Source organism: Actinophytocola sp., assembly GCF_009379765.1.
Classification (GTDB): Bacteria; Actinomycetota; Actinomycetes; order Mycobacteriales; family Pseudonocardiaceae; genus Actinophytocola.
In genome coordinates, this window is the sequence record NZ_WHTD01000024.1 from 16,635 (window position 1) to 42,695 (window position 26,061).

Annotated in this window: 26 protein-coding genes and 2 pseudogenes; 15 read left to right on the top strand and 13 right to left on the bottom strand. The window is 70.8% G+C overall.

The window, feature by feature from the left end; translation table 11 throughout:
* Positions 1 to 42: 42 nt before the first annotated feature.
* Entirely contained in the window at positions 43 to 684 is a 642-nt protein-coding gene (locus GEV28_RS10085) for an NAD(P)-dependent oxidoreductase (protein WP_291410991.1), read from the top strand.
* 117 nt (positions 685 to 801) lie between these two features.
* Positions 802 to 1,143, top strand: coding sequence for a hypothetical protein (locus GEV28_RS10090; protein ID WP_291410993.1), 342 nt, complete (start codon positions 802 to 804; stop codon positions 1,141 to 1,143).
* Between the two features lie 161 nt (positions 1,144 to 1,304).
* Here the strand turns inward: GEV28_RS10090 and GEV28_RS10095 are convergent, their stop codons facing one another.
* From GEV28_RS10095 to GEV28_RS10125, 7 genes are read right to left on the bottom strand one after another with little or no spacing between them, the layout of a single operon-like run.
* Positions 1,305 to 1,742: a nuclear transport factor 2 family protein gene (locus GEV28_RS10095; protein WP_291410995.1), complete on the bottom strand. Its 438-nt coding sequence runs from the start codon at positions 1,740 to 1,742 to the stop codon at positions 1,305 to 1,307.
* On the bottom strand, positions 1,739 to 2,605 hold the full coding sequence (locus GEV28_RS10100) for a TIGR03619 family F420-dependent LLM class oxidoreductase (protein ID WP_291410997.1): 867 nt from the start codon (positions 2,603 to 2,605) through the stop codon (positions 1,739 to 1,741). Before GEV28_RS10100 ends, GEV28_RS10095 begins: the two co-directional genes overlap by 4 nt.
* Positions 2,602 to 3,756 carry a thiolase domain-containing protein gene (locus GEV28_RS10105; protein WP_291411000.1) on the bottom strand — a complete coding sequence of 385 codons (1,155 nt, stop codon included), beginning with the start codon at positions 3,754 to 3,756 and terminating at the stop codon, positions 2,602 to 2,604. Before GEV28_RS10105 ends, GEV28_RS10100 begins: the two co-directional genes overlap by 4 nt.
* Positions 3,756 to 4,808: a thiolase domain-containing protein gene (locus tag GEV28_RS10110; RefSeq protein WP_291411001.1), complete on the bottom strand. Its 1,053-nt coding sequence runs from the start codon at positions 4,806 to 4,808 to the stop codon at positions 3,756 to 3,758. Before GEV28_RS10110 ends, GEV28_RS10105 begins: the two co-directional genes overlap by 1 nt.
* On the bottom strand, positions 4,805 to 5,752 hold the full coding sequence (locus GEV28_RS10115; RefSeq protein WP_291411002.1) for a Zn-ribbon domain-containing OB-fold protein: 948 nt from the start codon (positions 5,750 to 5,752) through the stop codon (positions 4,805 to 4,807). The genes GEV28_RS10110 and GEV28_RS10115 overlap by 4 nt, the downstream gene beginning before the upstream one ends.
* A 45-nt stretch (positions 5,753 to 5,797) precedes the next feature.
* Entirely contained in the window at positions 5,798 to 6,055 is a 258-nt protein-coding gene (locus GEV28_RS10120; protein ID WP_291411003.1) for a hypothetical protein, read from the bottom strand.
* A 1-nt stretch (position 6,056) separates the two neighbouring features.
* Complete coding sequence (locus tag GEV28_RS10125; protein ID WP_291411004.1) at positions 6,057 to 6,383, bottom strand: DUF6247 family protein; 327 nt, start codon at positions 6,381 to 6,383, stop codon at positions 6,057 to 6,059.
* A gap of 194 nt (positions 6,384 to 6,577) precedes the next feature.
* Between GEV28_RS10125 and GEV28_RS10130 the strand changes: the two are divergent.
* Positions 6,578 to 6,679 (top strand): annotated as a pseudogene (locus GEV28_RS10130) (LLM class F420-dependent oxidoreductase); the annotation flags it as partial.
* A 223-nt stretch (positions 6,680 to 6,902) separates the two neighbouring features.
* Here GEV28_RS10130 and GEV28_RS10135 read toward each other — a convergent pair.
* Positions 6,903 to 7,241, bottom strand: coding sequence for a DUF6247 family protein (locus GEV28_RS10135; RefSeq protein WP_291411006.1), 339 nt, complete (start codon positions 7,239 to 7,241; stop codon positions 6,903 to 6,905).
* 87 nt (positions 7,242 to 7,328) lie between these two features.
* On the opposite strand from GEV28_RS10135, the gene GEV28_RS10140 reads away from it, so the two are divergent.
* Complete coding sequence (locus tag GEV28_RS10140; protein ID WP_291411007.1) at positions 7,329 to 8,369, top strand: LLM class F420-dependent oxidoreductase; 1,041 nt, start codon at positions 7,329 to 7,331, stop codon at positions 8,367 to 8,369.
* 21 nt (positions 8,370 to 8,390) lie between these two features.
* A complete protein-coding gene (locus GEV28_RS10145; protein WP_291411008.1) occupies positions 8,391 to 9,932 on the top strand; it encodes an acyl-CoA synthetase in 1,542 nt (513 codons plus the stop codon).
* A gap of 141 nt (positions 9,933 to 10,073) precedes the next feature.
* On the opposite strand, the gene GEV28_RS10150 is transcribed toward GEV28_RS10145, so the two are convergent.
* Positions 10,074 to 10,868, bottom strand: a complete 795-nt coding sequence (locus tag GEV28_RS10150) for a crotonase/enoyl-CoA hydratase family protein (protein ID WP_291411009.1) — start codon at positions 10,866 to 10,868, stop codon at positions 10,074 to 10,076.
* Positions 10,869 to 10,913: 45 nt separating this feature from the next.
* Between GEV28_RS10150 and GEV28_RS10155 the strand changes: the two genes are divergently transcribed.
* The 3 genes and pseudogenes from GEV28_RS10155 (at position 10,914) to GEV28_RS10165 (ending at position 14,184) form a co-directional block, all read left to right on the top strand.
* The gene (locus GEV28_RS10155; protein ID WP_291411010.1) at positions 10,914 to 12,548 is read left to right on the top strand and encodes an acyl-CoA synthetase; all 1,635 of its coding nucleotides are present in this window, start codon (positions 10,914 to 10,916) and stop codon (positions 12,546 to 12,548) included.
* Complete coding sequence (locus tag GEV28_RS10160) at positions 12,529 to 13,632, top strand: nitronate monooxygenase family protein (protein ID WP_291411011.1); 1,104 nt, start codon at positions 12,529 to 12,531, stop codon at positions 13,630 to 13,632. Before GEV28_RS10155 ends, GEV28_RS10160 begins: the two co-directional genes overlap by 20 nt.
* Before the next feature lie 31 nt (positions 13,633 to 13,663).
* Positions 13,664 to 14,184: pseudogene (locus GEV28_RS10165) on the top strand (NUDIX domain-containing protein).
* A 129-nt stretch (positions 14,185 to 14,313) separates the two neighbouring features.
* Here the strand turns inward: GEV28_RS10165 and GEV28_RS10170 are convergent.
* From GEV28_RS10170 to GEV28_RS10185, 4 genes are all read right to left on the bottom strand, one after another.
* Positions 14,314 to 14,520, bottom strand: a complete 207-nt coding sequence (locus GEV28_RS10170; RefSeq protein ID WP_291411012.1) for a DUF5302 domain-containing protein — start codon at positions 14,518 to 14,520, stop codon at positions 14,314 to 14,316.
* Positions 14,521 to 14,524: 4 nt separating this feature from the next.
* Positions 14,525 to 16,168, bottom strand: a complete 1,644-nt coding sequence (locus GEV28_RS10175) for a long-chain-fatty-acid--CoA ligase (protein WP_291411013.1) — start codon at positions 16,166 to 16,168, stop codon at positions 14,525 to 14,527.
* 15 nt (positions 16,169 to 16,183) lie between these two features.
* Positions 16,184 to 17,335 (bottom strand): acyl-CoA dehydrogenase family protein, encoded by a 1,152-nt coding sequence (locus GEV28_RS10180; RefSeq protein WP_291411057.1) that lies wholly within the window; start codon positions 17,333 to 17,335, stop codon positions 16,184 to 16,186.
* Between the two features lie 67 nt (positions 17,336 to 17,402).
* Positions 17,403 to 18,593 carry an acyl-CoA dehydrogenase family protein gene (locus GEV28_RS10185; protein WP_291411014.1) on the bottom strand — a complete coding sequence of 397 codons (1,191 nt, stop codon included), beginning with the start codon at positions 18,591 to 18,593 and terminating at the stop codon, positions 17,403 to 17,405.
* A gap of 76 nt (positions 18,594 to 18,669) precedes the next feature.
* On the opposite strand from GEV28_RS10185, the gene GEV28_RS10190 reads away from it, so the two are divergent.
* Genes GEV28_RS10190 through GEV28_RS10220 form a run of 7 tightly spaced genes read left to right on the top strand, consistent with a single transcriptional unit; the run spans position 18,670 to position 25,963 of the window.
* A complete protein-coding gene (locus GEV28_RS10190) occupies positions 18,670 to 19,755 on the top strand; it encodes a Zn-dependent alcohol dehydrogenase (protein ID WP_291411015.1) in 1,086 nt (361 codons plus the stop codon).
* 14 nt (positions 19,756 to 19,769) lie between these two features.
* Positions 19,770 to 20,645 (top strand): 3-oxoacyl-ACP reductase, encoded by an 876-nt coding sequence (locus GEV28_RS10195; protein ID WP_291411059.1) that lies wholly within the window; start codon positions 19,770 to 19,772, stop codon positions 20,643 to 20,645.
* A 9-nt stretch (positions 20,646 to 20,654) separates the two neighbouring features.
* Positions 20,655 to 22,169 carry an aldehyde dehydrogenase family protein gene (locus GEV28_RS10200; protein WP_291411016.1) on the top strand — a complete coding sequence of 505 codons (1,515 nt, stop codon included), beginning with the start codon at positions 20,655 to 20,657 and terminating at the stop codon, positions 22,167 to 22,169.
* An 8-nt stretch (positions 22,170 to 22,177) separates the two neighbouring features.
* On the top strand, positions 22,178 to 22,939 hold the full coding sequence (locus GEV28_RS10205; RefSeq protein ID WP_291411017.1) for a glucose 1-dehydrogenase: 762 nt from the start codon (positions 22,178 to 22,180) through the stop codon (positions 22,937 to 22,939).
* A gap of 54 nt (positions 22,940 to 22,993) precedes the next feature.
* Entirely contained in the window at positions 22,994 to 23,785 is a 792-nt protein-coding gene (locus GEV28_RS10210) for an ABC transporter permease (RefSeq protein ID WP_291411018.1), read from the top strand.
* A gap of 4 nt (positions 23,786 to 23,789) precedes the next feature.
* Positions 23,790 to 24,671, top strand: coding sequence for an ABC transporter permease (locus GEV28_RS10215; RefSeq protein WP_291411019.1), 882 nt, complete (start codon positions 23,790 to 23,792; stop codon positions 24,669 to 24,671).
* Entirely contained in the window at positions 24,668 to 25,963 is a 1,296-nt protein-coding gene (locus tag GEV28_RS10220; protein WP_291411020.1) for an MCE family protein, read from the top strand. The genes GEV28_RS10215 and GEV28_RS10220 overlap by 4 nt, the downstream gene beginning before the upstream one ends.
* Positions 25,964 to 26,061: the final 98 nt, after the last annotated feature.

Consider the following 26,061-nt stretch of genomic DNA (forward strand, 5'->3'; position numbering starts at 1 on the left):
GATCCGGTCTCAATGTACCCGGTGGGGAAGGGCGTGGTGGGGATGAAGCTGACAGTATTCGGCGCGACCGGCGGAATCGGCGGGCATATCGTGCGGCAGGCGCTCGATGCGGGCCACACGGTGACCGCGGTCGTGCGGGACCGTTCTCGGCTCGACATCGCCGACCACCCGGCGCTGACCGTGGTCACCGTGTCGGGGTTGACCGACTCCGAGCCACTGGAGCCGTTGTTGCTCGGCAGCGACGCCGCGCTCTCGGGTGTCGGCGCACGGTCGTTGAAGGACGTCGGCGTGGCGGCCACCGCCACCCGGGGGATCCTCGGCGCACTGGAGGCAACCGGGGTGCGCCGGTTCGTGGCGGTGAGCGCGATGCCGGTCGGCCCGATCCCGGACGGGGAGGGCTTCCTCGGCCGCCGGGTCGCCTACCCGCTGGTGCGCCGGTTCCTGCGCAAGGTCTACGACGACCTCGCCGAGATGGAGGCCGACATCCGGCGCAGCGGTACCGAGTGGACGGTCATGCGCCCGCCACGGCTCACCGACAAGCCGGTGTCCGGCACGTACCGCCTGGCCATCGGCGCGAACGTCCCGAACGGGAACTTCGTGTCCCGCGCGGACGTCGCCCACGCGATGCTCGCCCTCCTCGACAACCCGGCCTCGGTGGACCAGCCGGTGGGGGTTGCCCTTTAGGGAAGCGGCGGCGGCCCGGCGGTCGGTCCGCGCGGGCGCGCCCGCCGGGCCGGGCTGCAGGAGGCTGACAGGGTGTCGGGTTCGTGGTGTGTCGCGCCGGCCGTCATCCTCCTGGTGATGGCCGGCACCACCGCGTGCGGAGGGGCGTCGGACCAGACGGTCTCGTTCTGCACCGACTACGGCGACGCCATGCACGAGCTGGTGGTCGCCGCCAGGAACTACGCGGACGCGCCCGCCGAGTTCGCCACCGTATACGGCGCCACGATGGACGACCTGAACCGGCTGCGCGCGGGTGCGCCGGACGAGCGGCTGCGAAAGGCGTTCGACACCGCGTCGTTCACCTTCACCGTGTTCAGCGAGGACCGGGTCAGAGCGGACTTCCTGACCAGAGCGGACTTCTCCGACAACGCCCTGGTCCTGGCCTGCGCCGAGTACGGCATAGACCTCAGCATTGTCTGATGGTTCGCTTCGTTCCTCCGCTACTCGCCGTCTTCCTCCGTGCTGTGCCTATTGGTTCGCTTCGTTCCTCCGCTACTCGCCGTCTTCCTCCGTGCGATGCTCGGCGCTGACGCGCCTGCGCTTCTCCTCCGTCCAGACAGCGAACGCTCCGTCACTCCCGCTCACGCCCGCCGCAGGGTAGCCATCGCGCGCTCGGTCTCCCAGAACGCGCGCATCGACAGGATGAGTCCCTCCGCGTCCACCCGGTAGACGAACACGCCCTCGGTGTCCACTCTGGACCCGCCGGGCAGGAACGCGCTGATCGTGCCGACGTTGGCGACCTCGTCGCCCGCGGCGAACGAGTCGCGCATGGTGAACTCGAAGCGCTCCACGTTGGCGATCGTCATGTCCCAGAACGCGCCGATCGCCGCGCGGCCGCGGTGGCCGTCGCCGGTCGGGTCGAACATGGACACGCCGACCGGGTCCTCGACCACCCCGTCCTCCGCGAACAGGGCGACCCACTCCTCCTTGGCACCGCGGCACACCGCGTCCATCGAGGCGCGGGACGCGGTGCGCGCCGGGTGCGTGGTCTCCGGGCCGCTCCAGGTGATGGCAGTCATAGCTTCCCCATGATCTCGTCGGCGAACCGCTTCATCCCGTCCTTCTTGGCCTCGAGCGAACCGTCGAACCCGACGCCGTAGAACACCCACGGCATCACGATCACGTCCGTGACGCCGATGTCGGCCTGCTGGCGGTAGCCGTCCAGGCCGAACCGGTCGACGCAGACGGCCTGGATCTCGAACGGACCGACCCGGTCGTGGTCCGCGCGCAGCGTCCCGAGCCGGTCGATCACGTCCCGCAGGGCGTCGAACGTGATCATCGCGGAGGTCCAGCCGTCGCCGGTGCGGGCGGCCCGGCGCAGTGCCGCGTCGGTGTGCCCGCCGACGTAGACCGGCACCGGCTCGGTGGGTGTGGGGCTCATCCGCAGCTTGTCGAAGTCGTGGAACGTGCCGTGGTACTCGACCATCCCGCCGCCGAGGATCAGCCGGATGATCTCCACCGCCTCGTCGGCCCGCGCCCCGCGGTGGTCGAACCGGCCGCCGCACCAGCGGGTCTCCTCCGGCGACCAGCCAAGGCCGATGCCGAGCCCGAACCGGTTGCCGGTGAGCGCGGCGACCGAGCCGATCTGCCGGGCGAGCAGCACCGGGTTGCGCGGGTTGAGCTTGACCACCTGGGTGTAGAAGCGGATCGAGCTCGTCACCGCGCCCATCGCGGCGGCGGCGACGAACGGGTCGACCCACGGCGTGTCCGCGTCCCAGAACCGGGAACCGTCCGGAGTGTACGGATACTTCGCGGACACCTCCTCGGAGAAGAACAGCGAGTCCGGCAGCGCGATGGAGGCGTACCCGCACTCCTCGGCGGTTCTCGCCAGCTCGCCGAGCTGGTCCAGCGGGCTGAGCGCGACCCCGACGGTGAACTTCATGGCTTCTCCGATCCGACCACCCACATCGAGAAGTACTGCGAGCCGCCGCCGTAGGCGTGGCCGAGCGCGCGGCGCGCCCCGTCGACCTGGTGCGCGCCTGCCCGGCCCATCACCTGCATCGCGGCCTCGCCGAAGCGCAACATCCCCGACGCGCCGATGGGGTTCGATGACAGCACGCCGCCGGACGGGTTGACCGGCAGCCGCCCGCCGAGCTCGGTCTCGCCGGCCTCGGTGAGCTTCCAGCCCTGGCCCTCGTCGGTGAAGCCCAGGTTCTCCAGCCACATCGGCTCGAACCAGGAGAACGGCACGTAGATCTCGGCGGTGTCGATCTGCGCGAGCGGGTCGGTGATGCCGGCCTCCCGCCACAGCGCGGCGGCGGCGTCCCGGCCGGCCTGCGGGTTGACCTGGTCCCGGCCGGCGAACGTGGTCGGCTCGGTACGCATGGCCGTGGCGTGGATCCAGGCCGCCGGACGCCCGGTCGCCGCCTGCTCGTCGCCCAGGACGACCGCGCACGCGCCGTCGGAGGACGGGCAGGTCTCGTCGTAGCGGATCGGGTCCCACAGCATCGCCGACGCGCGGACCGACTCGACCGTGATGTCGGCCTGCCGCAGGTGCGCGAAGGGGTTCTTGGCGCCGTTGCGCCGGTCCTTGACCGCGACGAGCGCGCCGATGTGGTCCGGTGCGCCGGAGCGGCGGATGTAGGAGCGGACGTGCGGCGCGAAGTAGCCGCCCGCGCCGGCGCCGACCGGCATCTGGAACGGCGGCATGATCGACAGCGCCCACATGGCGTTGGACTCGGACTGCTTCTCGAACGCCACGGCGAGGACCCGCCGGTGCACGCCGCCGTGCACGAGGCTCGCCGCGACGTTGGCGGTCGACCCGCCGACCGAGCCCGCGGTGTGCACGCGCAGCAACGGTTTCCCGGTCGCGCCGATGGCGTCGGCGAGGAAGAGCTCGGGCATCATGACGCCCTCGAACAGGTCGGGCGCCTTGCCGAGCACGACCGCGTCGATGTCGGCGAAGGTCAGCTCGGCGTCGGCGAGGGCGCGGTCGACGGCCTCGCGGCACAGGCCGGCCATCGTCACGTCGGTGCGCTTGCTGCGGTGGTGGGTCTGGCCCACCCCGAGGACGGCGGCTCGCTGCTTGGCCATCAGCCGGCCTCCAGTACGCACACGAGGTTCTGCTGCAGGGCCGGGCCGCTGGTGGCGTGCGCGACGGCCCGCTCGCCCTTGCCGATGCGAGTGGCCGCCTCGCCGATGCGGGCGAGGCCGGCGGCGAACATCGGGTTGCCCACGAGCGGGCCGCCGGACGGGTTGATCGTGACCTCGTCGCCGAGCCCGAGTGCCTGGCGCAGCAGGATCTCCTGGTGGGTGAACGGCGCGTGCAGCTCGGCCAGAGTCACCCCGTCCACGTTCGCCGCCTTCGCGGCCGCCACAGTGGACGGTGAGGTGGTGAGGTCCCGCGCGCCGAGGTGCGCGGACTCGACCCGGTGCTGGATGCTCACGATCCGCGCCGGCCGCTCGCAGAGGTCCCCGGCTCGTTCGGCGGATGCGAGCACGACGACCGCGGCGCCGTCGGTGACCGGGGCGCAGTCGTGCTTCCTGAGTGGGTCCGCGACGTACGGCTGGTGGAGGAGCGCCTCGGCACTGACCTGCTCGTGGATCTGGGCTTCCGGGTTGGCGGCCCGGCTCCGCGCGGCGACCTCGGCCATGTCCCGCTCGGTCCAGAGCCCGGCGTCGATGCCGAGGCGGGCCTGGAGCCCGGCGATGCTCACCGCGTCCGGCCACAGTGGACCGACGGTGTACGGGTCGAGCTGCAGGGCGAGGACGCGGCGCAGCTGACCGGCCGACGACTTGCCGAAGCCGTAGACGAGCGCGGTGTCGACCTCACCGGTGCGGATCTTCACCCATGCCTCGTAGAGCGCCCAGGCGGCGTCGGCCTCCACATGGGACTCGTGGATGGGCGGGAACGCGCCGATGGCGTCGACCGCGGCGATGAACGAGAAGGCGCGGCCGGCGAGGTAGTCCGAGGAGCCGGAGCACCAGAACCCGATGTCCCGCTTGGTGAGACCGGTATTCCGCAACGCCGCGCCGATGATCGGGACGAGCATCTCGACCCCGTTGGTGGTGCCGTGGGTGGCGCGCACGTTGGGTGCCTGGGCGAAGGAGACGATCGCGACGTCGTTCGGGCCGTCGGTGGTCATAGGTGCCGCGCGTAGGTGTCGTAGGGGGCGTCGGGTTCGCCGGTCGGTTCGAAGTGGTCGATGTTCTCGAGCGTGGTGCCCCACTCGTCGGGGGGCTTCCAGGCGGCCTCGACGCGCATGCCCATCCGGACCTCCTCGGCGGCGCACCCGAGGACGAGGTGGAGGAACGCGATGTCGGCGCCGTCGAGGAGGATGTAGGCGGCCACGTAAGGGGGTTTGATGCGCTGGCCGAGGAAGGGCACGTTGACGATGCAGAACGTGGTGACGATGCCGCGGTCGGGCAGTTCGACCTCGTCCTCGGTGGGCACCCCGTCGGTGGGGCACGCGCCGCGGGGCGGGATGTAGACCTTGCGGCATTCCGGGCAGCGCTGGCCGAGGAGCCGGCCCTCCGCGAGGCCACGCAGGTAGCGGCTCTCCTCGGGGGAGGCCGAGTGCGTGTAGCTCAGCCGCACCGGGGTGGTGATCATCGTGACGGGTTCGGCGTCCCGGGGCTCCGTGGCCGGCTCGTCCTCGATGGGCGCGAAGCATGCGATGTCCCGAATCCCGTCGCCCTGGGTGTCGGCCCACCGCGCGCGGACCCGCATCCCGGTACCGGCGCGCTCGGCGTCCACGGCGTGCAGCATGGGCGTGTCGGCGCCGTCGAGGGTGATCATCGCCCAGCAGAACGGGTGCTGGAGCGGTTGGCCCGCAAGGGGTTCGGGCTGCGCGCACCAGGTGGTGACGGTGCCGGTGTGCGCCACCTCGACGAGCTCGGTCAGCGGCTCGCCCGTGGTCGGGTCGTACTCGGGCGGCGGCACGTGCACCCGCCCGTCCGAGCCACGGGCCCCGAGGATCCGCCGCTGCGCGAGCCCGGTGACGAACCGGCTCAGCGTGGGGCCGAGCGACCGGGTGTAGTCGAACCCGATGTCCAGCGGAGCCGACAGCGGCACCTGATCGACACTCACACCCTGAGTGAAACACGTTCTACTTTGCCGGGCAAGAGCCCCCGCTCACCCGACCCACATCACCTTGAGCACGTCCACCCGCAGCTGGTGCTCCAAGATCATGTAGACAACGACCGTGGTCCCACCATGCCCGAACACGATCTGCCTCACGCTGCCATCAGGGTTGGCCGCTACGAACGGCGCGCCATGCCAGGGCGTCAGCTCGAGCATCGACATGACCTCACCCAGCGCATTCAGCAGCGCAGGAGGCAACCCCCGAATCTGATCCCTCGCCTCGGGATCAACTTCGATCTTGTAGGTCACGCTACAGCCCGAGCTCCACCTTGAGCTGGCTCCACGGAACGCTGCCTGGGGGGCGGTCGCCAGTACGCGACCTGTGCTCCACCTTCGCCAGCCACCGGCGATAGCCGTCCTTGCCGAGCTCGTCGGTGATCATGGCGTGAGTCCGCCAGTTGTCCAGTGTCTTGACCACCTCACCGAGGTCCAGCGTTTCGGTGGCCTTATCCATTGCCGCCCGCCACTGGCGATCGAAGTCAGGCCGCTCCTCCGGCACCAGCGCAGCACGGATCTCGCGCGGCGAGGCGTCCTTGAAGTCCCGCCGCCGCGGAGACTCGACGGGTTCCCCTGACATATCCACACGATAGCCGACCGGACCGGGAATCTCCTCGTATCGAACGGGTGACCCATCGCGGACCGGAACACGATCTACCATGCCGGCATGAAGCTTGGACTGCAGCTCGGGTACTGGGGCGCCGGCATGCCGGCGAACGCGACCGAGCCGGCCCGCACTACCCGCTGCCCTACACCGGCGGCGGCGCCGACCGGCTCGGCAAGCCACTGCGCCCGATCACCCACCCGCTGCGCGCGGACCTGCCCGTCTGGCTCGGTGCCGAAGGCCCGAAGAACGTCGCGCTCGCCGCCGAGATCGCGATGATCGGCACCGCCGACCAGGTCCGCGCACGCGTCACGCAGTATCGACACACATACCCTGAGTGAAACACGTTCTACTTTGCCGGGCAAGAACCCCCGGCTCACCCGACCCAGATCACCTGCACCACGTCCACGTAGCGCTGGTCCTCAAGGATCAAGTAGACGACGAGCCCCTGCCCGCTCGCACCGAACACGAGGTGCCGCAAGGCCCCCTTTGGGTTTATCGGCCCAACCGCTCCTCGATGTACGCCTTGACCTGGTCCAGGGGCACTGAGCCAGTAGCAGGTTCACCTGTGCGCAACGTTTGCTCGGCCCGCGCGAGCATTCGCCGGTAGCCACCGTGGCCGAGCGACGTCGTGAGCGTGGCCCGGCGTCGCCAGCTGTCCAGAATCGTGAACACGCTGGTGAGGTCGAGTGACTCGATGGCCTCGGCCATGATTCTTTGCCACTGGCGGTCGAAGTCAGGCCGCTCCTCCGGCACCAGCGCAGCACGGATCTCGCGCGGCGAGGCGTCCTTGAAGTCTCGCCGCCGCGGAGACTCGACGGATTCCGCTGACATATCCACACGATAGCCGACCGGGCCGGGAATCTCCTCGTATCGAACGGGTGACCCATCGCGGACCGGAACACGATCTACCATGCCGGCATGAAGCTTGGACTGCAGCTCGGGTACTGGGGCGCCGGCATGCCGGCGAACGCGGCCGAGATGGTCGCCGCCGCCGACGAGGCCGGGTTCGACGCCGTGTTCGCCGCCGAGTCGTGGGGCTCGGACGTCTTCACGCCGCTCGCCTGGTGGGGGTCGGCCACCACCAGGGTCCGGCTCGGCACGGCGGTGGCGCAGCTGTCGGCCCGCGCGCCCACCGCCACCGCGATGGCCGCGCTCACCCTCGACCACCTCTCCGGCGGGCGGGCGGTCCTCGGGCTCGGCGTCTCGGGGCCGCAGGTCGTCGAAGGGTGGTACGGCGCGCCGTTCGGCAAGCCGCTCGCCCGCACCCGCGAGTACGTGTCGATCATCCGGCAGGTCCTCGCGCGCGAGGCCCCGGTCACCAGCGCCGGGCCGCACTACCCGCTGCCTTACACCGGCGGCGGCGCCGACGGGCTCGGCAAGCCACTGCGCCCGATCACCCACCCGCTGCGCGCGGACCTGCCCGTCTGGCTCGGCGCCGAAGGCCCGAAGAACGTCGCGCTCGCCGCCGAGATCGCCGACGGCTGGCTCGCCGTCTACTTCACCGACAAGCTCGCCGACCAGTACAACTCCTGGCTCGACGAGGGCTTCGCCCGCCCCGGCGCGCGACGTTCGCGCGCGGACTTCGAGGTCGCCGCCAGCGTCTCGGTGACGGTCACCGACGACCCGGCCGCCGAGTACGACAAGCACCGGCCGGTGATCGCGCTCTACGCCGGCGGGATGGGCGCCGAGCAGAAGAACTTCCACGCCGACCTGTTCCGGCGCATGGGCTACGCGGACGTGGTCGACGAGGTCACCCGGCTGTTCCGCGAGGGTCGCAAGGCCGCGGCCGCCGCCGCGGTGCCCGACGAGCTCGTCGCCGAGACCGCGATGATCGGCACCGCCGAACAGGTCCGCGCGCACGCCAGGAGGTGGGCGGACAACGGCGTCACCATGCTGATGGTCGGCTGCGCGGACGCCGCCCAGGTCCGCGCGGTGGCAGCGGTCCTTGCCGACAACTGAAACACGTTCTAGATTAGCCCGGTGGCCTCGATCGGACTGTGGAACATCGCTCGGGAGCAACCGGACCTCGTCGCCGTGGTCGGCCCGGACGAACGGCAGCTGACCTACCAGGAGCTGGCCGCCGCGGCCGACCGGTACGGCCGCGGCTTCCAGGCCATGGGCCTCGCGCCGGGTGACGCGATCGTCGTGATGCTGCCCAACGGCACGGACCTCACGTCCGTCTACTTCGGAGCGTTCCAGACCGGCCTGTACGTCGTGATGGTGAACTGGCACCTGGTCGGCGCCGAGGTCGCCTACCTCATCGAGGACAGCGGCGCCAAGGCGTTCGTCGCGCACGAGCGGTTCGCCGAGGTCGCCGCGGACGCCGCCGCGCGCAGCGGGGTGCCGGCCACCTTCGCGGTCGGCGACGTGCCCGGCTTCGCGCCGCTCGAACGGCTCGGCGAGGGCGAGTCCGGCCGGCCGGACGTGCGGACCGCGGGCTCGCCGATGCTGTACACCTCCGGCACGACCGGGCGCCCCAAGGGCGTGCGGCGCCCGCTGACCGGCACCGACCCGGACGCGGTGCCACCCGCGGCGACGTGGTTCTTCGGCATCTTCGACCTCCACCCGTTCGACGGTCACGTGCACATCTGCGGCTCGCCGATGTACCACACGGCGGTGCTCAACTTCGTCGCCAACTCCGTCCAGTTGGGACACACGGCGGTGCTGATGGACCGGTGGCGACCGGAGGAGATGCTCGCGCTGATCGAGCGGCACCGGGTGACCCACAGCCACATGGTGCCGACGCAGTTCCACCGGTTGCTCGAACTGCCCGCCGAGACGCGTTCGACGTACGACCTGTCGTCGCTGCGGGTGATGATCCACGGTGCGGCACCGTGCCCGCCGCAGGTCAAGCGCCGGATGCTCGACTGGTGGGGGCCGGTCGTGACCGAGTACTACGCGGCGACCGAGGGCGGCGGCACGGCGATCAGCGCGACCGAGTGGCTCGCGAAGCCCGGCTCGGTGGGCAAGCCCTGGCCGGGCTCGGTGGTGACGGTGCTCGACGAGTCCGGCGCGCCGGTGCCCACGGGCACGCCCGGCCTGGTCTACATGCGGATGGGCGTGTCGAACTTCGAGTACCACAAGGATGAGGCGAAGACCCGGGCCGCGCGGGTGGGCGACCTGTTCACGTTGGGGGACATCGGGTATCTCGACGACGACGGCTACCTCTACCTGTGCGACCGGAAGTCGGACCTGATCATCTCCGGTGGCGTGAACGTGTACCCGGCGGAGATCGAGAACGAGCTCGCGTGCCACCCGAAGGTGGCGGACGTCGCGGTGTTCGGTGTGCCGAACCCGCACTGGGGCGAGGAGATCAAGGCCGTGGTGCAGCTCACGGCCGGGGTCGCGCCGGGCGACGCGCTGACCGACGAGCTGCTGGCGTTCGCCGCCGACCGGCTGGCGAAGTTCAAGATGCCGCGCACCATCGACTACGTGTCGGAGCTCCCGAGGGACCCGAACGGCAAGCTGTACAAGCGAAAGCTGCGCGACCCCTACTGGGCGGGCCGCGACCGCGCCATCTGACCGCCTCGCGCCCACCCCGCTCCCACCAGCCTCGCGAGTCCAACGCTCCGGTCGGGCGAGTCCAACATTCGCGACATGCGACCGGGGACTCGCGGGTCCCGAGCGTTGGACTCGCGGGTTCTGGGCGTTGGACTCGCGGGGTTAGTGGGCCTGGAAGTTCGGGGGGCGTTTCTCGGTGAAGGCCTTCGGGCCCTCTCGGGCGTCCTGGCTGGCGAAGACCGCCATCCCCAGGCGGGCGTCCACCTTGAAGGCCTCGTCCTCCGGCATGCCCTCGGTCTCCCGCATCGTCCGCAAGATCGCCTGGACCGCCAACGGGCCGTTGGCCGCGATCACCTCGGCGATCTCCAGCGCGCGGGTGAGTGCCCGGCCGTCCGGTACAACGTGCCCGATCAGGCCCAGGGACAGCGCCTCGGCCGCCGTGATGTGCCGGCCGGTCAGCAGGAGGTCGGCGGCGAGCGTGTACGGGATCTGCCGCGGCAGCCGAACCGCGGAACCACCCAGCGGGAACAGGCCCCACCTGGCCTCGGCCACGCCGAAGCGGGCGCTCTCGCCGGCCACCCGGATGTCGGTGGCCTGCAGGATCTCCGTGCCGCCCGCGATCGCGGCGCCCTCGACCGCGGCGATGAGCGGCTTGGTCAGCCGCCGGCCCTTCAGCAGCGGCTCGATCACCGACAGGTCCCAGTCACCCGACGCGAAGCTCTCGCCGGGGTGCGTGCGGGTCATCGCCTTCAGGTCGGCGCCCGCGCAGAACGCGCCGCCCGCGCCGGTGAGCACGCAAACCCGGATCGAGGCATCCTCGTCGACCCGGTCCCAGGCCGCGCGCATGATCGACATCATCTCGCCGGACAGGGCGTTGCGCGCCTCCGGACGGTTCATCGTCACGACCAGGACGTGGCCGTCCTGGTGGACCAGGCAGTCAGGCATGCACCTCTCCATGGCCGAGGGATTGCCAGGAACGATAACACGTTCTAGTTTAGTCGAGTGGCACTCAACATCGCGGATCTATTCGAGCATGCCGCCGACGCCTTCCCGGACCGGATCGCCATCGCGTGCGCCGACCGGACGGCGACGTTCGCCGAGCTGGAGCGGCGAGCCAACCAACTAGCGCACCACCTGGCCGAGCAGGGATTCGGCCAGGGCGACCACATCGGGCTCTACTCGCGGAACTCCATCGAGGCCATCGAGACCATGCTCGCGGCGTACAAGCTGCGTGCGGTGGTGGTCAACGTCAACTATCGCTACGTCGAGAACGAGTTGCGATATCTGTTCGACAACGCCGACCTCAAAGGCCTCGTCCACGAGCGCCGCTACGGCCCGCTCGTCGACGCGGTCCTGCCGGACACGCCCAACGTCCGGCACGCGCTCGTCGTCGAGGACGGCACCGACGCCCGGACCGCGAGCGTCGGGTACGAGGACGCGATCGCGAACCAGCCGGCCGAGCGCGACTTCGGCGAACGCAGCCCGGACGACCTCTACATCCTCTTCACCGGCGGCACCACCGGCCACCCCAAGGGCGTCATGTGGCGCCACGAGGACGTCTGGCGGGTGCTCGGCGGCGGCATCGACTTCGTCACCGGCGAGCCACTCGCCGACGAGTGGGCCCAGTCCGCCCGCGGCAAGGACTCGGGCGGCCTGACCCGGCTGGCCTGCGCGCCGCTGATCCACGGCGCCGCCCAATGGGCCGCGCTGCCTGCGCTCTTCGGCGGCGACACCGTGGTGCTGGTGCCGCAGTTCGACCCGCACGAGGTGTGGCGCGCGGTCGAACGGCATCAGGTCAAGGTGATGACGATCGTCGGCGACGCGATGGCCCGTCCGCTCATCGAGGCGTTCCAGCAGGGCAGCTACGACCCCTCCAGCCTGCTCGCGATCTCCAGCCACGCGGCGCTGTTCTCCGCGACGGTCAAGGAGCAGTACGTCGAGGCACTGCCCAACGTGGTCATCACGGACGCGATCGGCTCGTCGGAGTCCGGCTTCACCGGGATCGGCATGGTGGTCAAAGGAACCCAGCAGTCGAGCGGCGGCCCGCGGGTGACCGCCGGGCCGAGCACGATCGTCATCGACGAGGACGACCGGCCGGTCGAGCCGGGCCAGATCGGCCGGATCGCGCGTGGCGGCCACGTCCCGCTCGGCTACTACAAGGACCCGGAGAAGAGCGCGACGATCTTCGTGGAGGTCGACGGGGCTCGCTACGTCGTGCCCGGCGACTTCGCCCGGCTCGAGGACGACGGCACGATCACGTTGCTGGGCCGAGGAAACATGAGTGTCAACACCGGCGGCGAGAAGGTCTTCCCCGAGGAGGTCGAGGAGGCGTTGAAGTCCCATCCGGACGTGTTCGACGCCCTCGTGGTCGGTGTCCCGGACGAGCTGCTCGGCCAGCGGGTCGCCGCTCTCGTCCAGCCACGTCCGGAAAGGACGATCGACTTCGCCGCGCTCGACGCGCACGTCCGCCGGCGCATCGCGGGGTACAAGACGCCGAGAAGCCTCTGGATCGTCGAGAAGGTCGGCCGCGCGCCGAGCGCGAAACCGGACTACCGCTGGGCGAAGGAGTACACCGAGCAGCACGAGCCGACCTGGCAGGCGACCGCAGGAGGAGCGCATGCGAACGCCACTGTGTGACCGGTTCGGCATCGAGCACCCGATCTTCGGCTTCACGCCGTCCGAGCACGTGGCCGCCGCGATCAGCCGGGCCGGCGGTATGGGCGTGCTCGGCTGCGTGCGGTACAACGACCCGGCCGAGCTCGAAGCCGCACTGTCCTGGATGGACGACAACACCGACGGCAAGCCCTACGGCGTGGACATCGTCATGCCGGCGACCATTCCCAAGGAGGGCACGCCGACCGACCTGTCCGCGCTGATCCCCGCCGGGCACAAGGACTTCGTCGAGCGGACGCTGCTCAAGCTCGGCGTGCCACCGCTGTCCGGCGACCCGGCCACCGACGCGGGCGTGCTCGGCTGGCTGCACTCCGTGGCACGGTCCCATGTGGACGTCGCGCTGTCGCACCGGATCAGCCTGATCGCCAACGCGCTGGGCTCGCCGCCTGCGGACGTGATCGAGCGGGCACACTCCCGCGACGTGCCGGTGGCGGCACTCGCCGGCAAGGCCGAGCACGCCGTGCGGCACGTCGACGGCGGCGTGGACATCGTTGTGGCGCAGGGATACGAGGCGGGCGGGCACACCGGCGAGATCGCGTCGATGGTGCTCGTGCCCGAGGTCGTGGACGCCGTCGGTGCGCGGGTCCCCGTGCTCGCCGCGGGCGGCATCGGCAGCGGCCGGCAGATGCTCGCGGCGCTCGCCCTGGGTGCGTCCGGCGTGTGGATGGGGTCCTACTGGCTCACCACCGCCGAGTACCGGCTGGGCACCGGTCCGAACACGCTGCAACGCGCGCTGGTCAAGGCCGGGTCGACCGACACCGTGCGGTCCCGCGTCTACACCGGGAAACCCGCCCGGCTGCTCCGGAACAAGTGGACCGATGCGTGGGCGGAGCCAGACGCGCCGGAGCCGCTGCCGATGCCGCTGCAGAACCTGCTCGTCGGCGAGGCGCACCAGCGGATGATGCAGGCGGGCGACCCGGATGTCGTCGCGATGCCGGTCGGCCAGATCGTGGGGCGGATGAACGAGATCCGCCCGGTCGCCGAGGTGATGGCCGGGCTCCTCGCGGAGGTCGACGAGGCCCGGTCCGGATTGGACAAGCTCGGGTAGGGACACTGGTCCGGTGAGCGACGAGCCAGCGATCAAGACCCTGTCGTCCCGGGTCGTGTACGAGAACCCGTGGCTGACCCTGCGCGAGGACCAGATCGAGCGTGGCGACGGGTCGCGCGGGATCTACTCGGTCATCGAGAAACCGGACTTCGCGGTCGTCATCCCGTTCGAGAACGACGGCTTCCACCTCGTGGAGCAGTACCGCTACCCGCTGAGCGCCCGGTACTGGGAGTTCCCGCAGGCACCTTCCCGCAGGGCGTGACGGGTACGCCGGCGGAGCTGGCGGCGGCCGAGCTGGCCGAGGAGACCGGGTTCACCGCCGGCCGGCTCGAGCGGCTCGGCTACCTCAACGCCGCGCACGGCATCACCAGCCAGGGCTACCACGTGTGGCTCGCCACCGGCCTGACCCCGGGACCCGCGCGGCGTGAGGTCGAGGAGCAGGACATGCGCCAGCAGTGGTTCCCGCGCGCGGAGCTCGAGCGGATGCTGCGTGCGGGCGTGATCACCGACGGCTCGACGCTGGCCGCGTACCTGCTGCTGACGATGCGGTAGCCACACACACTCCGGTGCGCACGCCTCACTCAGCGTCACTCGGGCTTCGCACCCCGACCACCTCCAGCTCACCGTGCGTGAGCTGGAGGTGGTGCGGCTGCGTCTGGGCCGAGACCGAGCCGGTGCCGGTCAGCCGCTCTTGCGGCGGAACGTGCGCTTGCCCGCGGCCGGGCCGTGGGCGTCGTGCACCTTCGACCTCGCGTCGGCGTGCTCCTCGCCACTGCGGGTTCGGGCCTGCTTGCGCTCCAGCGCCTCGCGGAATCGCTCTTTCACGTCGTCCTGTGACTCAGGCTCGGTCTCTGTGTCGCTCGCGGCGGGTTCCGGTGTGTCAGGCATACGGTCAGCGTCGCACGGACCGGGCTCCCCAGTCGAGCCGGATTGGATCGCTGGATGGAGTCAGTGGCTCGAACCGCAGCTCCGCACCCTCCCGCCACCACACCGGTTCGGGCGTGCGCCACCGCTGCGCGTTGAGTGTGCGCTTCAGCACCTTGTACGTCGCCGTCCGCGGCAGGCGCGGGGTCAGCCGGACGAAGCGCGGGACCTGCTTCGGCCCGAGGTCCGCCTGGGACGCCAGGAACAAGGCGAACCCCTCCGGGTCGAACACGGCCTCGCCCCGGAGCACCAGCGCGGCCATCACCTGGTCGCCGACCTCCTGGTCGGGCACCCCGTACACCGCGACCTCGACCACGTCCGGGTGCCGCAGCAGGATCCGCTCGATCGGCCCGGCGCCGAGGTTCTCCCCGTCGACCCGCAGCCACTCGCACGAGCGGCCGACGAAGAACACGAAGTCGTCGGCGTCGCGGTAGACGAGGTCGCCGCTCCAGAACATGCCGTCCCGCAACCGGTCCGCGTCCGAGTCGGGGTCGTCGTAGTAGCCGGCGAACATGCCGCCACCAGTGGTATTGACCAATTCGCCGACCGCCTCGTCGGCGTTCACGAACCGGCCGCCCGCGTCGAACTCGGCCGGCGGGCACGGCCTGCCGGTGACCGGGTCGAGCACCGCGAGCCCACCCTCGAGCGTGCCCAGCGCACCGGCGGGCATGTCCGGCGGGCGCGGCACGACGATGCCGCCCTCGGTCGAGCCGTACGCGTCGACGACCTGGCAGCCGAACCGCTCGGCGAACGCGGCCACGTCCGGCGCCGCGCCCTCGTTGCCGAACATCAGCCGCAGCGGGTTGTCCGCGTCGTCCTCGTGCCGGGTGGTGCTCAGGACGTAGGAGAGCGGCTTGCCGACGTAGTTGGCGTAGGTGACCTCGAACTTCCTGACGTCGTCGAGGAAGCCGGACGCGGAGAACCGGCGGCGCAGCGCCAGCCGCGCCCCTGCGGCGAGGCCCACCGACCAACCGGCCATGATCGCGTTCGAGTGGAACATCGGCATCGACAGGTACGCGGTGTCCGCGGACCCGAGCCGGAACCGCTCGGCGAGCATCCGGCCCGGCTCGGCGATCTTGCCGTGCGTGCACCGCACGGCCTTCGGCTCACCGCTGGTGCCGGAGGTGAAGATCAGCATGAGCAGGTCGTCGGGCGTCACCGGCACCGGGTCGAGCCGGCTGTGCTGGTGGCGGAACGCGGTGACGTGCCACGCGGCGGAGTCGATGTCCAGCACCCGCGCGCCGACATCCAAACCCTGCAACAGCTCCACGTACCGGCTGTCGGTCAGCACGACCTGGCAGTCGGCGAGCGTGATGTCGCGCACCAGCGCCTCGCCGCGTCGGCTCGTGTTCAGCCCGACGAGCACCGCACCGGCCAGCGCCGCGCCACCGAGAAGGAACGAGAACTCGGGCACGTTGTCGAGCAGCACCCCGACGTGGAACGGACCCGGACGGCGCAACGACCGCAGCAGCGCGGCACGGTCCGCGCACTCCTGCACATGGTCCGCCCAGGACCATCGGTTGTCCTCGAACACCAGGCCGGGGTTCGGATCGCTCGCGCGCGCCAGCAACAAGTCAGTGACTGTGGGGAGCGTCTCCCCTGGCGCGACCATCCGAACCTCCGTACATCACGCGGGCTCCGCGGCCAAGGCGACACCGATGCGGCGCAGCTGTGAGGTGGCGCCGCCCAGGCTGAACTCATTACGTTTCGCGGCCACAAAATATCGATGCAGCGGGTAGTCCACGTCAATACCCAAACCGCCGTGAACATGCACCGCGGCATGCGCGACCCGGTGTCCGCCGTCCGCCGCCCAGAACTTCGCCGTCGCGATCTCGGTGTGGGAAGCCAAATTTTCAGACAGTAGCCACGCTGCTTGCCACAGCGTCAATCGGATCGCCTCGACGTCGATGTAGCAGTCCGCGAGCCGCTGTCCCACCGCCTGGAACGTCGCAATAGGACGATCAAATTGCACTCTGCCACTTGCATATGTGGCCGTCATCTGCAGTGCCGCCTCGGAAACGCCCAGTTGGAGGGCGCAGAGACCGACGGTGTACCGCGCCGCGAGCCACTCGACGACATGCGCGCCGACGCCCGGCGTACCGAGCACGCGGTCCGCGGCGAGCTCGACGTGGTCAAGCTCCAGCACCGCCTCCGCGTCACCGTCGACGACCTCCTGGCGGCGCACCGTCACCCCGGAGTCCCGCGGAGTGACAAGGAACACAGTGAGTCCGTCAGGGGTCTCGGCCGGCACCAGAAACAAGTCAGCGACGGGACCCGAATGTACGACGACTTTTGTTCCGTGCAAATACCACCGTGCAGATGCACTTGCATTTTCCGTGGCGTTTTCCGTGGCATGTTCGGCAACCGTCGCCGGCGCGCCCGGGTCGTCGCCGACCTCCTCGACGAGCGCGGCGGTCAGCACTAGCTCACCCGCGGCCGCCGGCGCCGCCCACGTCTCGCGCTGGGCGTCCGTGCCGAACTCGGCGACCGCGCCCGCGGCGACCACGATCGAGGGCAGGTACGGCACCGGTGCGACCGTCCGGCCGATCTCGACGAGCACGCCGCACTGCGCGAGCAGGCCCAGACCACTCCCGCCGACCGACCCGGGCAGCGCCGCGGAGAGCACCCCCGCCCCGGCCAGGTCTGTCCACAGTGCACGGTCGAACCGGTCGCCGGTGGCCTCGACCTCGGCGAGCCGCCGCGGTGCGGTGTGGTCGGCGAGGATGGTCGCGGCGAGCTTCGCCAGCTCGAGGTCCGCCTCGTCGTGCGAGAAGTCCACGGTCATCCCTTCAGCAGGCCGAGGTCGCGGTCGCGGTCGTCCTCGTCGGGTAACAGGTCCATTCGACTCACCTCTTCGAGACGGGGAGGCCGAGTCCGACGGCCGCCACGATGTCGCGCTGTACCTCGTTGGTGCCGCCGCCGAAGGTGAGGATCAGCGCCGACCGGTGCATCCGCTCGACCCGGCCGCGCAGCAGCGCGCCCGGCGACCCGGCCCGCACGTGGGCCTGCGGGCCGAGCACCTCCATCAGCAGCCGGTAGGCCTCGGTGGCGAACTCGGTGCCGAACACCTTGGTGGCCGACGCGTCCGCCGGGTTGAGCCCGCGCTCGGTGCCGCCGTCGACCCCCCAGGCGATCTTCCAGTTGACCAGCTTCAGGAACTCGACCTTCGCGTGCACCCGCGCCAGGTGGACCTGCACCCACTCCTGGTCGATCACCCGCCTGCCGTCCGGCAGCTTGGTCGCCTGTGCCCACTCGCGCACCTCGCGCAGCGCCTGGCGGACCGGCGCCGCCGAGGTCAGCGCGACGCGCTCGTGGTTGAGCTGGTTGGTGATCAGCGGCCAGCCCCGGTTGAGCTCGCCGACCACGTTCGTCGCCGGCACCCGGACGTCCTCGTAGTACGTCGCGCTCGTGCTGACCCCGGCGACCGTGTGCACCGGCGTCCACGAGAAGCCGGGCGCGGACGTCGGCACGATGATGATCGACAGACCCTTGTGCTTGGCGGCGTCCGGGTCGGTGCGGCAGGCGAGCCAGACGTAGTCGGCGTAGGAGATGAGGCTCGTCCACATCTTGTGGCCGTTGACCACGTAGTCGTCCCCGTCGCGGACCGCGCGGGTACGCAGCGAGGCGAGGTCGGTGCCGGCCTCGGGCTCGGAGTAGCCGATCGAGAAGTGGATCTCCCCGGCGGCGATCCGCGGCAGGTAGAACGCCTTCTGGTCCGGGGTGCCGAACTTCATGATCGTCGGGCCGACGGTGTTGATCGTCAGGAACGGCACCGGGGCGCCCGCGGCGGCCGCCTCGTCGGTGAAGATCAGCTGGTCGAGCATCGACCTGGCCTGGCCGCCGTGCTCCTTCGGCCAGCCCAGCGCGAGCCGGCCATCAGCACCCATCTGCCTGACCGTCTCCTTGTAGACCTCGCCCGAGCCGTAGTCCCCGCCGGCCGCGAGAGCCTCCCTGCGCTCCGCCGTCATCAGGTCGGCGAAGTACTCCCTGAGCTCGAGCCGCAGCCGCTCCTGCTCCGCCGTGTACGCGATATACATCCGCTCTCCCGACTGGTGTCCACTAGAACACGTTCTAAGAATGTACTAGAGTCCGAGCAAAACGAGGAGGTCCCGGATGAAGGCCGCGGTACTGAACCAGATCGGGGACACCAAGCTGGAGCTGCGCGACGATGTGCGCACCACCGACGTCGGGCCACGCGAGATCCGGGTCCGGGTGAGGGCCACCGGCGTGTGCCACAGCGACCTGTCCGCGATGGACGGGACGCTCCCCGCGCTCGCGCCGGGCATCATCGGCCACGAGGGCGCGGGTGAGGTCGTCGAGGCCGGCCCGCAGGTCGACCATCTCGCCGTGGGCGACCACGTGGCGCTCACGTTCGTGCCGCCGTGCGGGACGTGCGTCAACTGCCGGGGCGGCCGCCCGCACCTGTGCGCGATCCACTCGATCGCCGCGTTCATGAACCCGCGGTTCCTCATCGGCGACACCCCCGTGTTCGGCTACGCCGGCACCGGCACGTTCGCCGAGGAGCTGGTCGTACCGGCCGACGGCGCGGTGAAGGTCGCCGACGACGTGCCGTTCGAGATCGCGGCGCTGGTCGCCTGCGGCGTGATGACCGGGGTCGGCGCGGCGATCAACACGGCCAAGGTCTCGCCCGGCGCGTCGGTGCTGGTGATCGGCTGCGGCGGGGTCGGCATCTCGGTGATCCAGGGCGCCCGGCTGGCCGGCGCGGCGACGATCGTCGCGGTGGACCCGGTGGTGGGCAAGCACGAGACGGCCAAGCACTTCGGCGCCACCCACGCCGTCACACCCGAACAGCTCGCCGAGACGAACGCGACGCTCACCGAGAACCAGGGCTGGGACTACACGTTCGACGTGGTCGGCGCGCCGGCCACGATCCGATCGGCGTGGGACAACGCCCGCCGCGGCGGCACGGTCGTCGTGGTCGGCGCCGGGCGTGGCGACGCGATGGTCTCCTTCTCCGCGCAGGAGCTGTTCCTGCACGACAAGCGGCTGCTCGGCTCGTTCTACGGCGGTGCGGACGTGCACCGGGACTACCCGCGGCTGCTGTCGCTGTGGCGCTCCGGGCGGCTGGACCTCGAGGGCATGATCAGCAAGCGGATCACCCTGGACGAGATCAACGACGGGCTGCAGGCGTTGCGCGCCGGCGGCAACCTGATCCGGCAGATCGTCACGTTCGGCTGAGCGGCATGGACGGGCTGAGCCTCGACGGGAAGGTCGCGATCGTCACCGGCGCCGGTGCGGGGCTCGGCCGCGCGGAGGCGCTGGCGCTCGCCAGGGCCGGCGCGGACGTGGTGGTCAACGACATCCCTGGCGGCACCGGCGGAGCCACGGTCGAGGCGATCGAGTCACTGGGTGGCAAGGCGGTCCTGGTCGAGGGCGACGTCGGCGAGTCCTCCACCGCGGCCGCGCTGCTGACCGTCGCCACCGAGCGGTTCGGCGGGCTGCACGTCGTGGTCAACAACGCCGGCGTGCTGCGCGACCGGATGCTGTTCAACATGTCCGACGACGAGTGGGACCTGGTCCTGCGCGTGCACCTGCGTGGCCACTTCCTGTTGTCCCGCAACGCCGCCGCGTACTGGCGGGCCCGGGCGAAGGCGGGCGACGGAAGCACCTACGGCCGGGTGGTGAACACCGCGTCGGAGGCGTTCCTGCTGGGCTCGGAGGGCCAGCCGAACTACGCGGCGGCCAAGGCCGGCATCGCCGCGCTCACCGTCTCCACCGCGCGGGCGCTCGCCCGCTACGGCGTGCGCGCCAACGCGATCTGCCCGCGCGCCCGCACGGCGATGACCGCGCATGTGTTCGGGGACGCGCCGGCAGGCGCCGACCCGCTGTCGCCGGAACACGTCGCGCCGCTGGTCGCCTACCTCGCGTCGCCGGCCGCGGACAAGGTCAGCGGCCAGGTGTTCGTCGTCTACGGCGGCATGGTCGCGCTGCTCGCTCCCCCATCGGTCGAGCAGCGGTTCGACCGTCCCACCTGGACACCCGAGGAGCTCGACACGGTCGTCGGCGGCTACTTCGCCGGCCGCGATCCGGACCGGACCTTCGCCGCCACCGAGCTGATGTCGCTCTAGGAGGAAGCAATGACGCTGACCCTGCGCCCGCGCCGGGACGAGGTAGGCCTCAAGGACGGGCAGCTGCTCGTCGACGGCAAGTGGCGCCCGGCGAACGACGGCGCGACCTGGACCCACCGGCACCCGGCCACCAGCGAGGCGATCGGCGAGTTCCCGGTCGCCGCCGCGTCCGATGTGGACGACGCGGTCCGCGCGGCACGCCGGGCGTTCGACGAGGGTGGCTGGCCGCGGTCCCGGGCCACCACCAGGATCCAGGTGCTGCACCGGTTCGCGAACCTGCTGCGCGAGCACGCACCGGAGCTGCGTGGCCTGCAGGCGCTGGACAACGGCGTGCCGCTGTCGTTCAGCGCCAACATCTACGCGACCGGGGTCGAGGCCGCCGCTGACGTGATCGACCACCACGCCGGCTGGGTCGACAAGGTCGGCGGCCAGACACTGCCGCCGTACCAGGGCGGTGACCACCTGGCGATGACCTTCCGTGAGCCGATCGGTGTGGTGGCCGCGATCCTGCCGTGGAACGCGCCGTTCCTGCTGTTCGCGCAGAAGCTCGGGCCCGCGCTCGCGGCCGGCTGCACGGTGGTGCTCAAGCCGTCGGAGTTCGCGGCGTTCACGGTGCTGCGGATGGTGGAGCTGCTCGGCGAGGCTGGGCTGCCCGACGGTGTGGTCAACGTGGTCACCGGGCCGGGCGAGCCGACCGGCGAGGCGCTGATCACCCACCCGCTGGTCGACAAGGTGAGCTTCACCGGCAGCCGCGCGGTGGGCAAGCGGATCGTCAAGGCCTCGGCGGACACGCTCAAGCGGGTCTCGCTCGAGCTGGGCGGCAAGAGCCCGGCGCTCGTGTTCCCCGACGCGCCGGACGTCGGCCTCGCCGCGATGACCACGATGGGCACCGTCACCATGGGACTGTCCGGTCAGGCCTGTGTCGCGCACACCCGCGCGCTCGTGCACCGGGACGTCTACGACCAGTTCCTCACCGCGGCCGAGATGATGGCCGGCGCGGTGACCTACGGCGACCCGTTCGAGCCGGCGACGATGTCGAGCCCGCTGATCAACACCAGGCAGCTGGACCGGGTGCTCGGCTTCATCGAGCGCGGCCGCGAGTCCGGCGCGCGGCTCGTGTGCGGCGGCGAGCGGGCCGACGGCGACCTGGCCGAGGGCAACTTCGTCCGGCCGACGATCTTCGCCGACGTGGACAACGGGATGGAGATCGCCCGCGAGGAGATCTTCGGTCCGGTACTGGCGGTGGTCCCGTTCTCCGACGAGGACGAGGCCGTGCGGCTGGCCAACGACACCGAGTACGGCCTCGGTGCCGGACTGTACACAACGGACGCTCGCCGGGCGTTCCGGCTGGCCAGGCAGCTGCGCGCCGGCACGGTCGGGATCAACGGCTTCCAGGTCGAGCCACACCTGCCGTTCGGCGGGTTCAAGCAGTCCGGCCTCGGCCGCGAGGGCGGGCAGAGCGCCTTCGAGGCCTACACCGAGCTGAAGACCGTGTTGATGCCGCTGACCGACGAGCTGATGTAGGGGGAGACGTGGGACGGTTGGCCGGAAAGGTCGCACTGATCACCGGGGCGGCCCGCGGACAGGGCGCCGCGGCGGCCAGGCGGTTCGTCGCCGAGGGTGCCCGGGTGGTGCTCTGCGACGTCGACGACGAGGCGGGCAAGGCGCTGGCCGACGAGCTCGGCGCGCACTACCAGCACCTCGACGTGTCCGAAGAGGACCAGTGGGCGACCGCGGTCGCCGCGGCGGCGGAGGTCCACGGTCCGGTCACCGTGCTGGTGAACAACGCGGGCGTGCTGCACTTCGCGCTGCTGCACGAGACGACGCTCGCCGACTACGAACGGGTGATCCGGGTCAACCAGGTCGGCACGTTCCTCGGCATGCGCACGGTGGTGCCCGGCATGATCGAGGCGGGCACCGGCTCGATCGTCAACGTGTCCTCGGTGGAGGGTTTGGCCGCGGCACCGCTGCTCACCGCCTACACCGCGAGCAAGTTCGCGATCCGCGGGATGACCAAGGTGGCCGCGCTGGAGCTGGCCACCAAGGGCGTCCGGGTGAACTCGGTGCATCCGGGCGTGGTCGAGACCGGGCTGCTGCCGACCGCGCTGGGCGGGCAGCCGGTGGACCTGTCGTACGTGGCCAAGCGGGTGCCGATGCGCCGGGTCGGCCAGCCGCCCGAGATCGCCGAGCTCGTCCTGTTCCTGGCGAGCGACGACAGCTCGTACTGCACGGGCGCGGAGTTCGTCGCGGACGGTGGCGTGACCGCCGGTCATTCACTCTCGAGTTTCGGGTAACCCCGCGACGTCTGGGTCGTTGTGCATGCAGGGCAAGGAAACCTGGGTGATGCCATGAGCACTGGTGCTGGGCCACAACCCGCGCCCGTGCGTGCGCTCGCCCAGGTCGGCCGGATGGCCACGCTCGGCTGGGAGGTGCTGCGCCACACGCCGCGCCGGCCGTTCCAGTGGCGTGAGCTCGTCCAGCAGTGCTGGTTCTTCGCGAGCGTCACGATCCTGCCGACCGCGCTCGTGTCGATCCCGTTCGGCGCGGTGATCGCGCTGCAGCTCGGCTCGCTCACCCAGCAGATCGGCGCGCAGTCGTTCACCGGCGCGGCCAGCGCGCTCGCGATCGTCCAGCAGGCCAGTCCCCTGATCACGGCGCTGCTGGTGGCCGGGGCGGGTGGGTCGGCGATGTGCGCGGACATCGGCTCGCGCACGATCCGCGAGGAGATCGACGCGCTCGAGGTGCTCGGCGTGTCGCCCGTCCAGCGCCTGATCGTGCCGAGGGTGCTCGCCGTGATCGTGGTGGCCGTGCTGCTGAACGGGCTGGTCAGCGTGGTCGGCGTGGCGGGCGGCTACTACTTCAACGTGGTCATGCAGGGCGGCACGCCCGGCGCGTACCTGGCCTCGTTCAACGCGCTGGCGCAGCTGCCGGACCTGTGGGTCAGCGAGATCAAGGCGGTGATCTACGGGTTCGTCGCCGGCATCGTCGCCGCGTACCGCGGGCTCAACCCCGGTCGCGGCCCCAAGGGTGTCGGCGACGCGGTGAACCAGACCGTGGTGATCACGTTCCTGCTGCTGTTCCTCATCAACGTGGTGATCACCGGCATCTACCTGCAGATCGTTCCACCGAAGGGCATGTAGGCCGATGACCGTCACCCCGTCGGCCCCAGCCACCGACGTCCCCCCGCGCGGCACCACCGCCTCGCGGGCGGCGGTGGTGGCCACCAAGCCGGCGGACGGTCTCGCCACGCTCGGCGAGCAGCTCGCCTTCTACGCCAGGGTGGTCGCGTCGATGCCGCGGACGCTCGCGCACTATCCCAAGGAGACACTGCGGATCCTGTCCGACGTGTTCTTCGGCAGCGGTGCGCTGGCGGTCATCGGCGGCACCCTCGGCGTGATGATCGGGATGACCGTGTTCACCGGGCTGATCGTTGGCCTGCAAGGGTATTCGGCACTCAACCAGCTCGGCACGTCGGCGCTCACCGGGTTCATCGCCGCGTACTTCGACACCCGCGAGGTGGCGCCGCTCGCGGCCGGGCTCGCGCTCTCGGCCACGGTCGGCTGCGGGTTCACCGCGCAGCTCGGCGCGATGCGGATCTCCGAGGAGATCGACGCACTCGAGGTGATGGCCGTGCCGAGCCTGCCCTACCTGGTGACCACCCGGGTGCTGGCGGCGGTGGCCGCGGTGATCCCGCTGTACCTGGTGGGCCTGCTCTGCTCCTATGTGGCCTCCCGGCAGATCACCGTGTGGTTCTACGGCCAGTCGGCCGGCACCTACGACCACTACTTCCACCTGTTCTTACCCCCTGAGGACGTGTTGTGGTCGTTCCTCAAGGTGATCGTGTTCAGCGTGGTCGTGATCATGGTGCACTGCTACTACGGCTACACCGCGACCGGCGGACCGGCCGGCGTCGGCGTGGCGGTCGGCCGCGCGGTGCGGGCCGCGATCGTGCTGCAGATGTTGCTGGACTTCTTCCTGAGCCTGGCGATCTGGGGCGCGACGACGACGGTGCGGATAGCCGGATGAACGCCCGGCTGCGATACCAGCTCTACGGGTTGGTGTTCCTCGTGATCGCGGCGCTGTTCGTGCTGCTGTCGGTCGCCTTCTACCGCAAGACGTTCGTCGACGTGGTGCCGGTGCGACTGGAGACCGACCACGTCGGCAACCAGCTGCGGGTCGGCGCGGACGTCAAGCTGCGCGGGCTGATCGTGGGCGAGGTTCGGGGGGTGCGACCCGACGGCGATGTCGCCGTGCTCGACCTCGCGCTCGACCCGGACACCGTGGACCGCATCCCGGCCAACGTGTCGGCCCGGCTGCTGCCGAAGACGTTGTTCGGCGAACGCTATGTGGCGCTTCAGGTTCCGCCGCACCCGGACGGTCCTATCGCCGAGAACGCGGTGATCGGGCAGGACCGCAGCTCGACCGCGATCGAGATCGAGCAGGTGCTGGACGACCTGATGCCGGTGCTGCAGGCGGTGCAGCCGGCGAAGCTCGCGAGCACGCTGAACGCGATGTCCACCGCCCTGGACGGCCGTGGCGAGCAGCTCGGCGACACGCTCGTCGAGCTCGGCGCCTACCTCGAGAAGCTGGAGCCGTCGCTGCCGGACCTGCGTGCGGACATCCAGCGGATCGCCGACGTGGCCGACACCTACGCCGAGGCGGGCCCCGACCTGCTCGACGCGCTCAGCGACCTCACGACGACGACCCGGACCGTGGTCGAGCAGCGGGCAAACCTGGACGCCCTGTTCGGGACGCTCACCACGGCATCGGTCGACCTGACGAACTTCCTCACGGTCAACAAGGACAACCTCATCAACCTGGTGAGCACCTCGCGGTCCACTTTGGACGTGCTGGCGAAGTACGCGCCGGAGTACCCGTGCCTGCTCGAGCAGCTCGTCGACGCGATCCCGTCGGCGGACGCGGCGTTCGGCAAGGGCTCGGCGCACCCGGACGTCACCCGGGTCACCATCGAGATCACGTCCAGCCGCGGCAAGTACGAGCCAGGCGTGGACACCCCGCGGTACGAGGACAAGCGCGGCCCGCGCTGCTACCCGGTGGCCCACCCGCCGGCCCGGTTCCCGCAGTACCCCGCGGAGGGCCCGATCGAGGACGGCTCGTCGAAGCCACCCCCGCCGCACTCGGACCGCCCGGATGACTTCCAGCCGACCGTGCCGCAGGTCGCGAACTCGGGCGCCGAGCGTGACCTGCTCGCCGGGCTGCTGGCGCCCCAGCTCGGGGTGCCGCCCAGCCAGGTGCCGGCGTGGAGCTCGCTGCTCGTCGGCCCGCTCTACCGCGGGGCGGAGGTGACCGTCGAGTGAGCGAGCTTGCGAGCGAACCAAGTGTCACAGGGCGACCGCGAGCGGCTCGACCGAGCCTGCGAGGGGGAGTTGGGAGCGAGCTTGCGAGCGAACCAATG

Coding starts and splice junctions, on each gene's coding strand:
- GEV28_RS10090 (WP_291410993.1), top strand. CDS start 802: ATGGCCGGCACCACCGCGTGCGGAGGGGCGTCGGACCAGACGGTCTCG.
- GEV28_RS10100 (WP_291410997.1), bottom strand. CDS start 2,605: ATGAAGTTCACCGTCGGGGTCGCGCTCAGCCCGCTGGACCAGCTCGGC.
- GEV28_RS10125 (WP_291411004.1), bottom strand. CDS start 6,383: ATGTCAGGGGAACCCGTCGAGTCTCCGCGGCGGCGGGACTTCAAGGAC.
- GEV28_RS10105 (WP_291411000.1), bottom strand. CDS start 3,756: ATGGCCAAGCAGCGAGCCGCCGTCCTCGGGGTGGGCCAGACCCACCAC.
- GEV28_RS10135 (WP_291411006.1), bottom strand. CDS start 7,241: ATGTCAGCGGAATCCGTCGAGTCTCCGCGGCGGCGAGACTTCAAGGAC.
- GEV28_RS10160 (WP_291411011.1), top strand. CDS start 12,529: ATGCGAACGCCACTGTGTGACCGGTTCGGCATCGAGCACCCGATCTTC.
- GEV28_RS10210 (WP_291411018.1), top strand. CDS start 22,994: ATGAGCACTGGTGCTGGGCCACAACCCGCGCCCGTGCGTGCGCTCGCC.
- GEV28_RS10215 (WP_291411019.1), top strand. CDS start 23,790: ATGACCGTCACCCCGTCGGCCCCAGCCACCGACGTCCCCCCGCGCGGC.
- GEV28_RS10085 (WP_291410991.1), top strand. CDS start 43: ATGAAGCTGACAGTATTCGGCGCGACCGGCGGAATCGGCGGGCATATC.
- GEV28_RS10095 (WP_291410995.1), bottom strand. CDS start 1,742: ATGACTGCCATCACCTGGAGCGGCCCGGAGACCACGCACCCGGCGCGC.
- GEV28_RS10175 (WP_291411013.1), bottom strand. CDS start 16,168: ATGGTCGCGCCAGGGGAGACGCTCCCCACAGTCACTGACTTGTTGCTG.
- GEV28_RS10190 (WP_291411015.1), top strand. CDS start 18,670: ATGAAGGCCGCGGTACTGAACCAGATCGGGGACACCAAGCTGGAGCTG.
- GEV28_RS10200 (WP_291411016.1), top strand. CDS start 20,655: ATGACGCTGACCCTGCGCCCGCGCCGGGACGAGGTAGGCCTCAAGGAC.
- GEV28_RS10220 (WP_291411020.1), top strand. CDS start 24,668: ATGAACGCCCGGCTGCGATACCAGCTCTACGGGTTGGTGTTCCTCGTG.
- GEV28_RS10110 (WP_291411001.1), bottom strand. CDS start 4,808: ATGACCACCGACGGCCCGAACGACGTCGCGATCGTCTCCTTCGCCCAG.
- GEV28_RS10140 (WP_291411007.1), top strand. CDS start 7,329: ATGAAGCTTGGACTGCAGCTCGGGTACTGGGGCGCCGGCATGCCGGCG.
- GEV28_RS10170 (WP_291411012.1), bottom strand. CDS start 14,520: ATGCCTGACACACCGGAACCCGCCGCGAGCGACACAGAGACCGAGCCT.
- GEV28_RS10150 (WP_291411009.1), bottom strand. CDS start 10,868: ATGGAGAGGTGCATGCCTGACTGCCTGGTCCACCAGGACGGCCACGTC.
- GEV28_RS10185 (WP_291411014.1), bottom strand. CDS start 18,593: ATGTATATCGCGTACACGGCGGAGCAGGAGCGGCTGCGGCTCGAGCTC.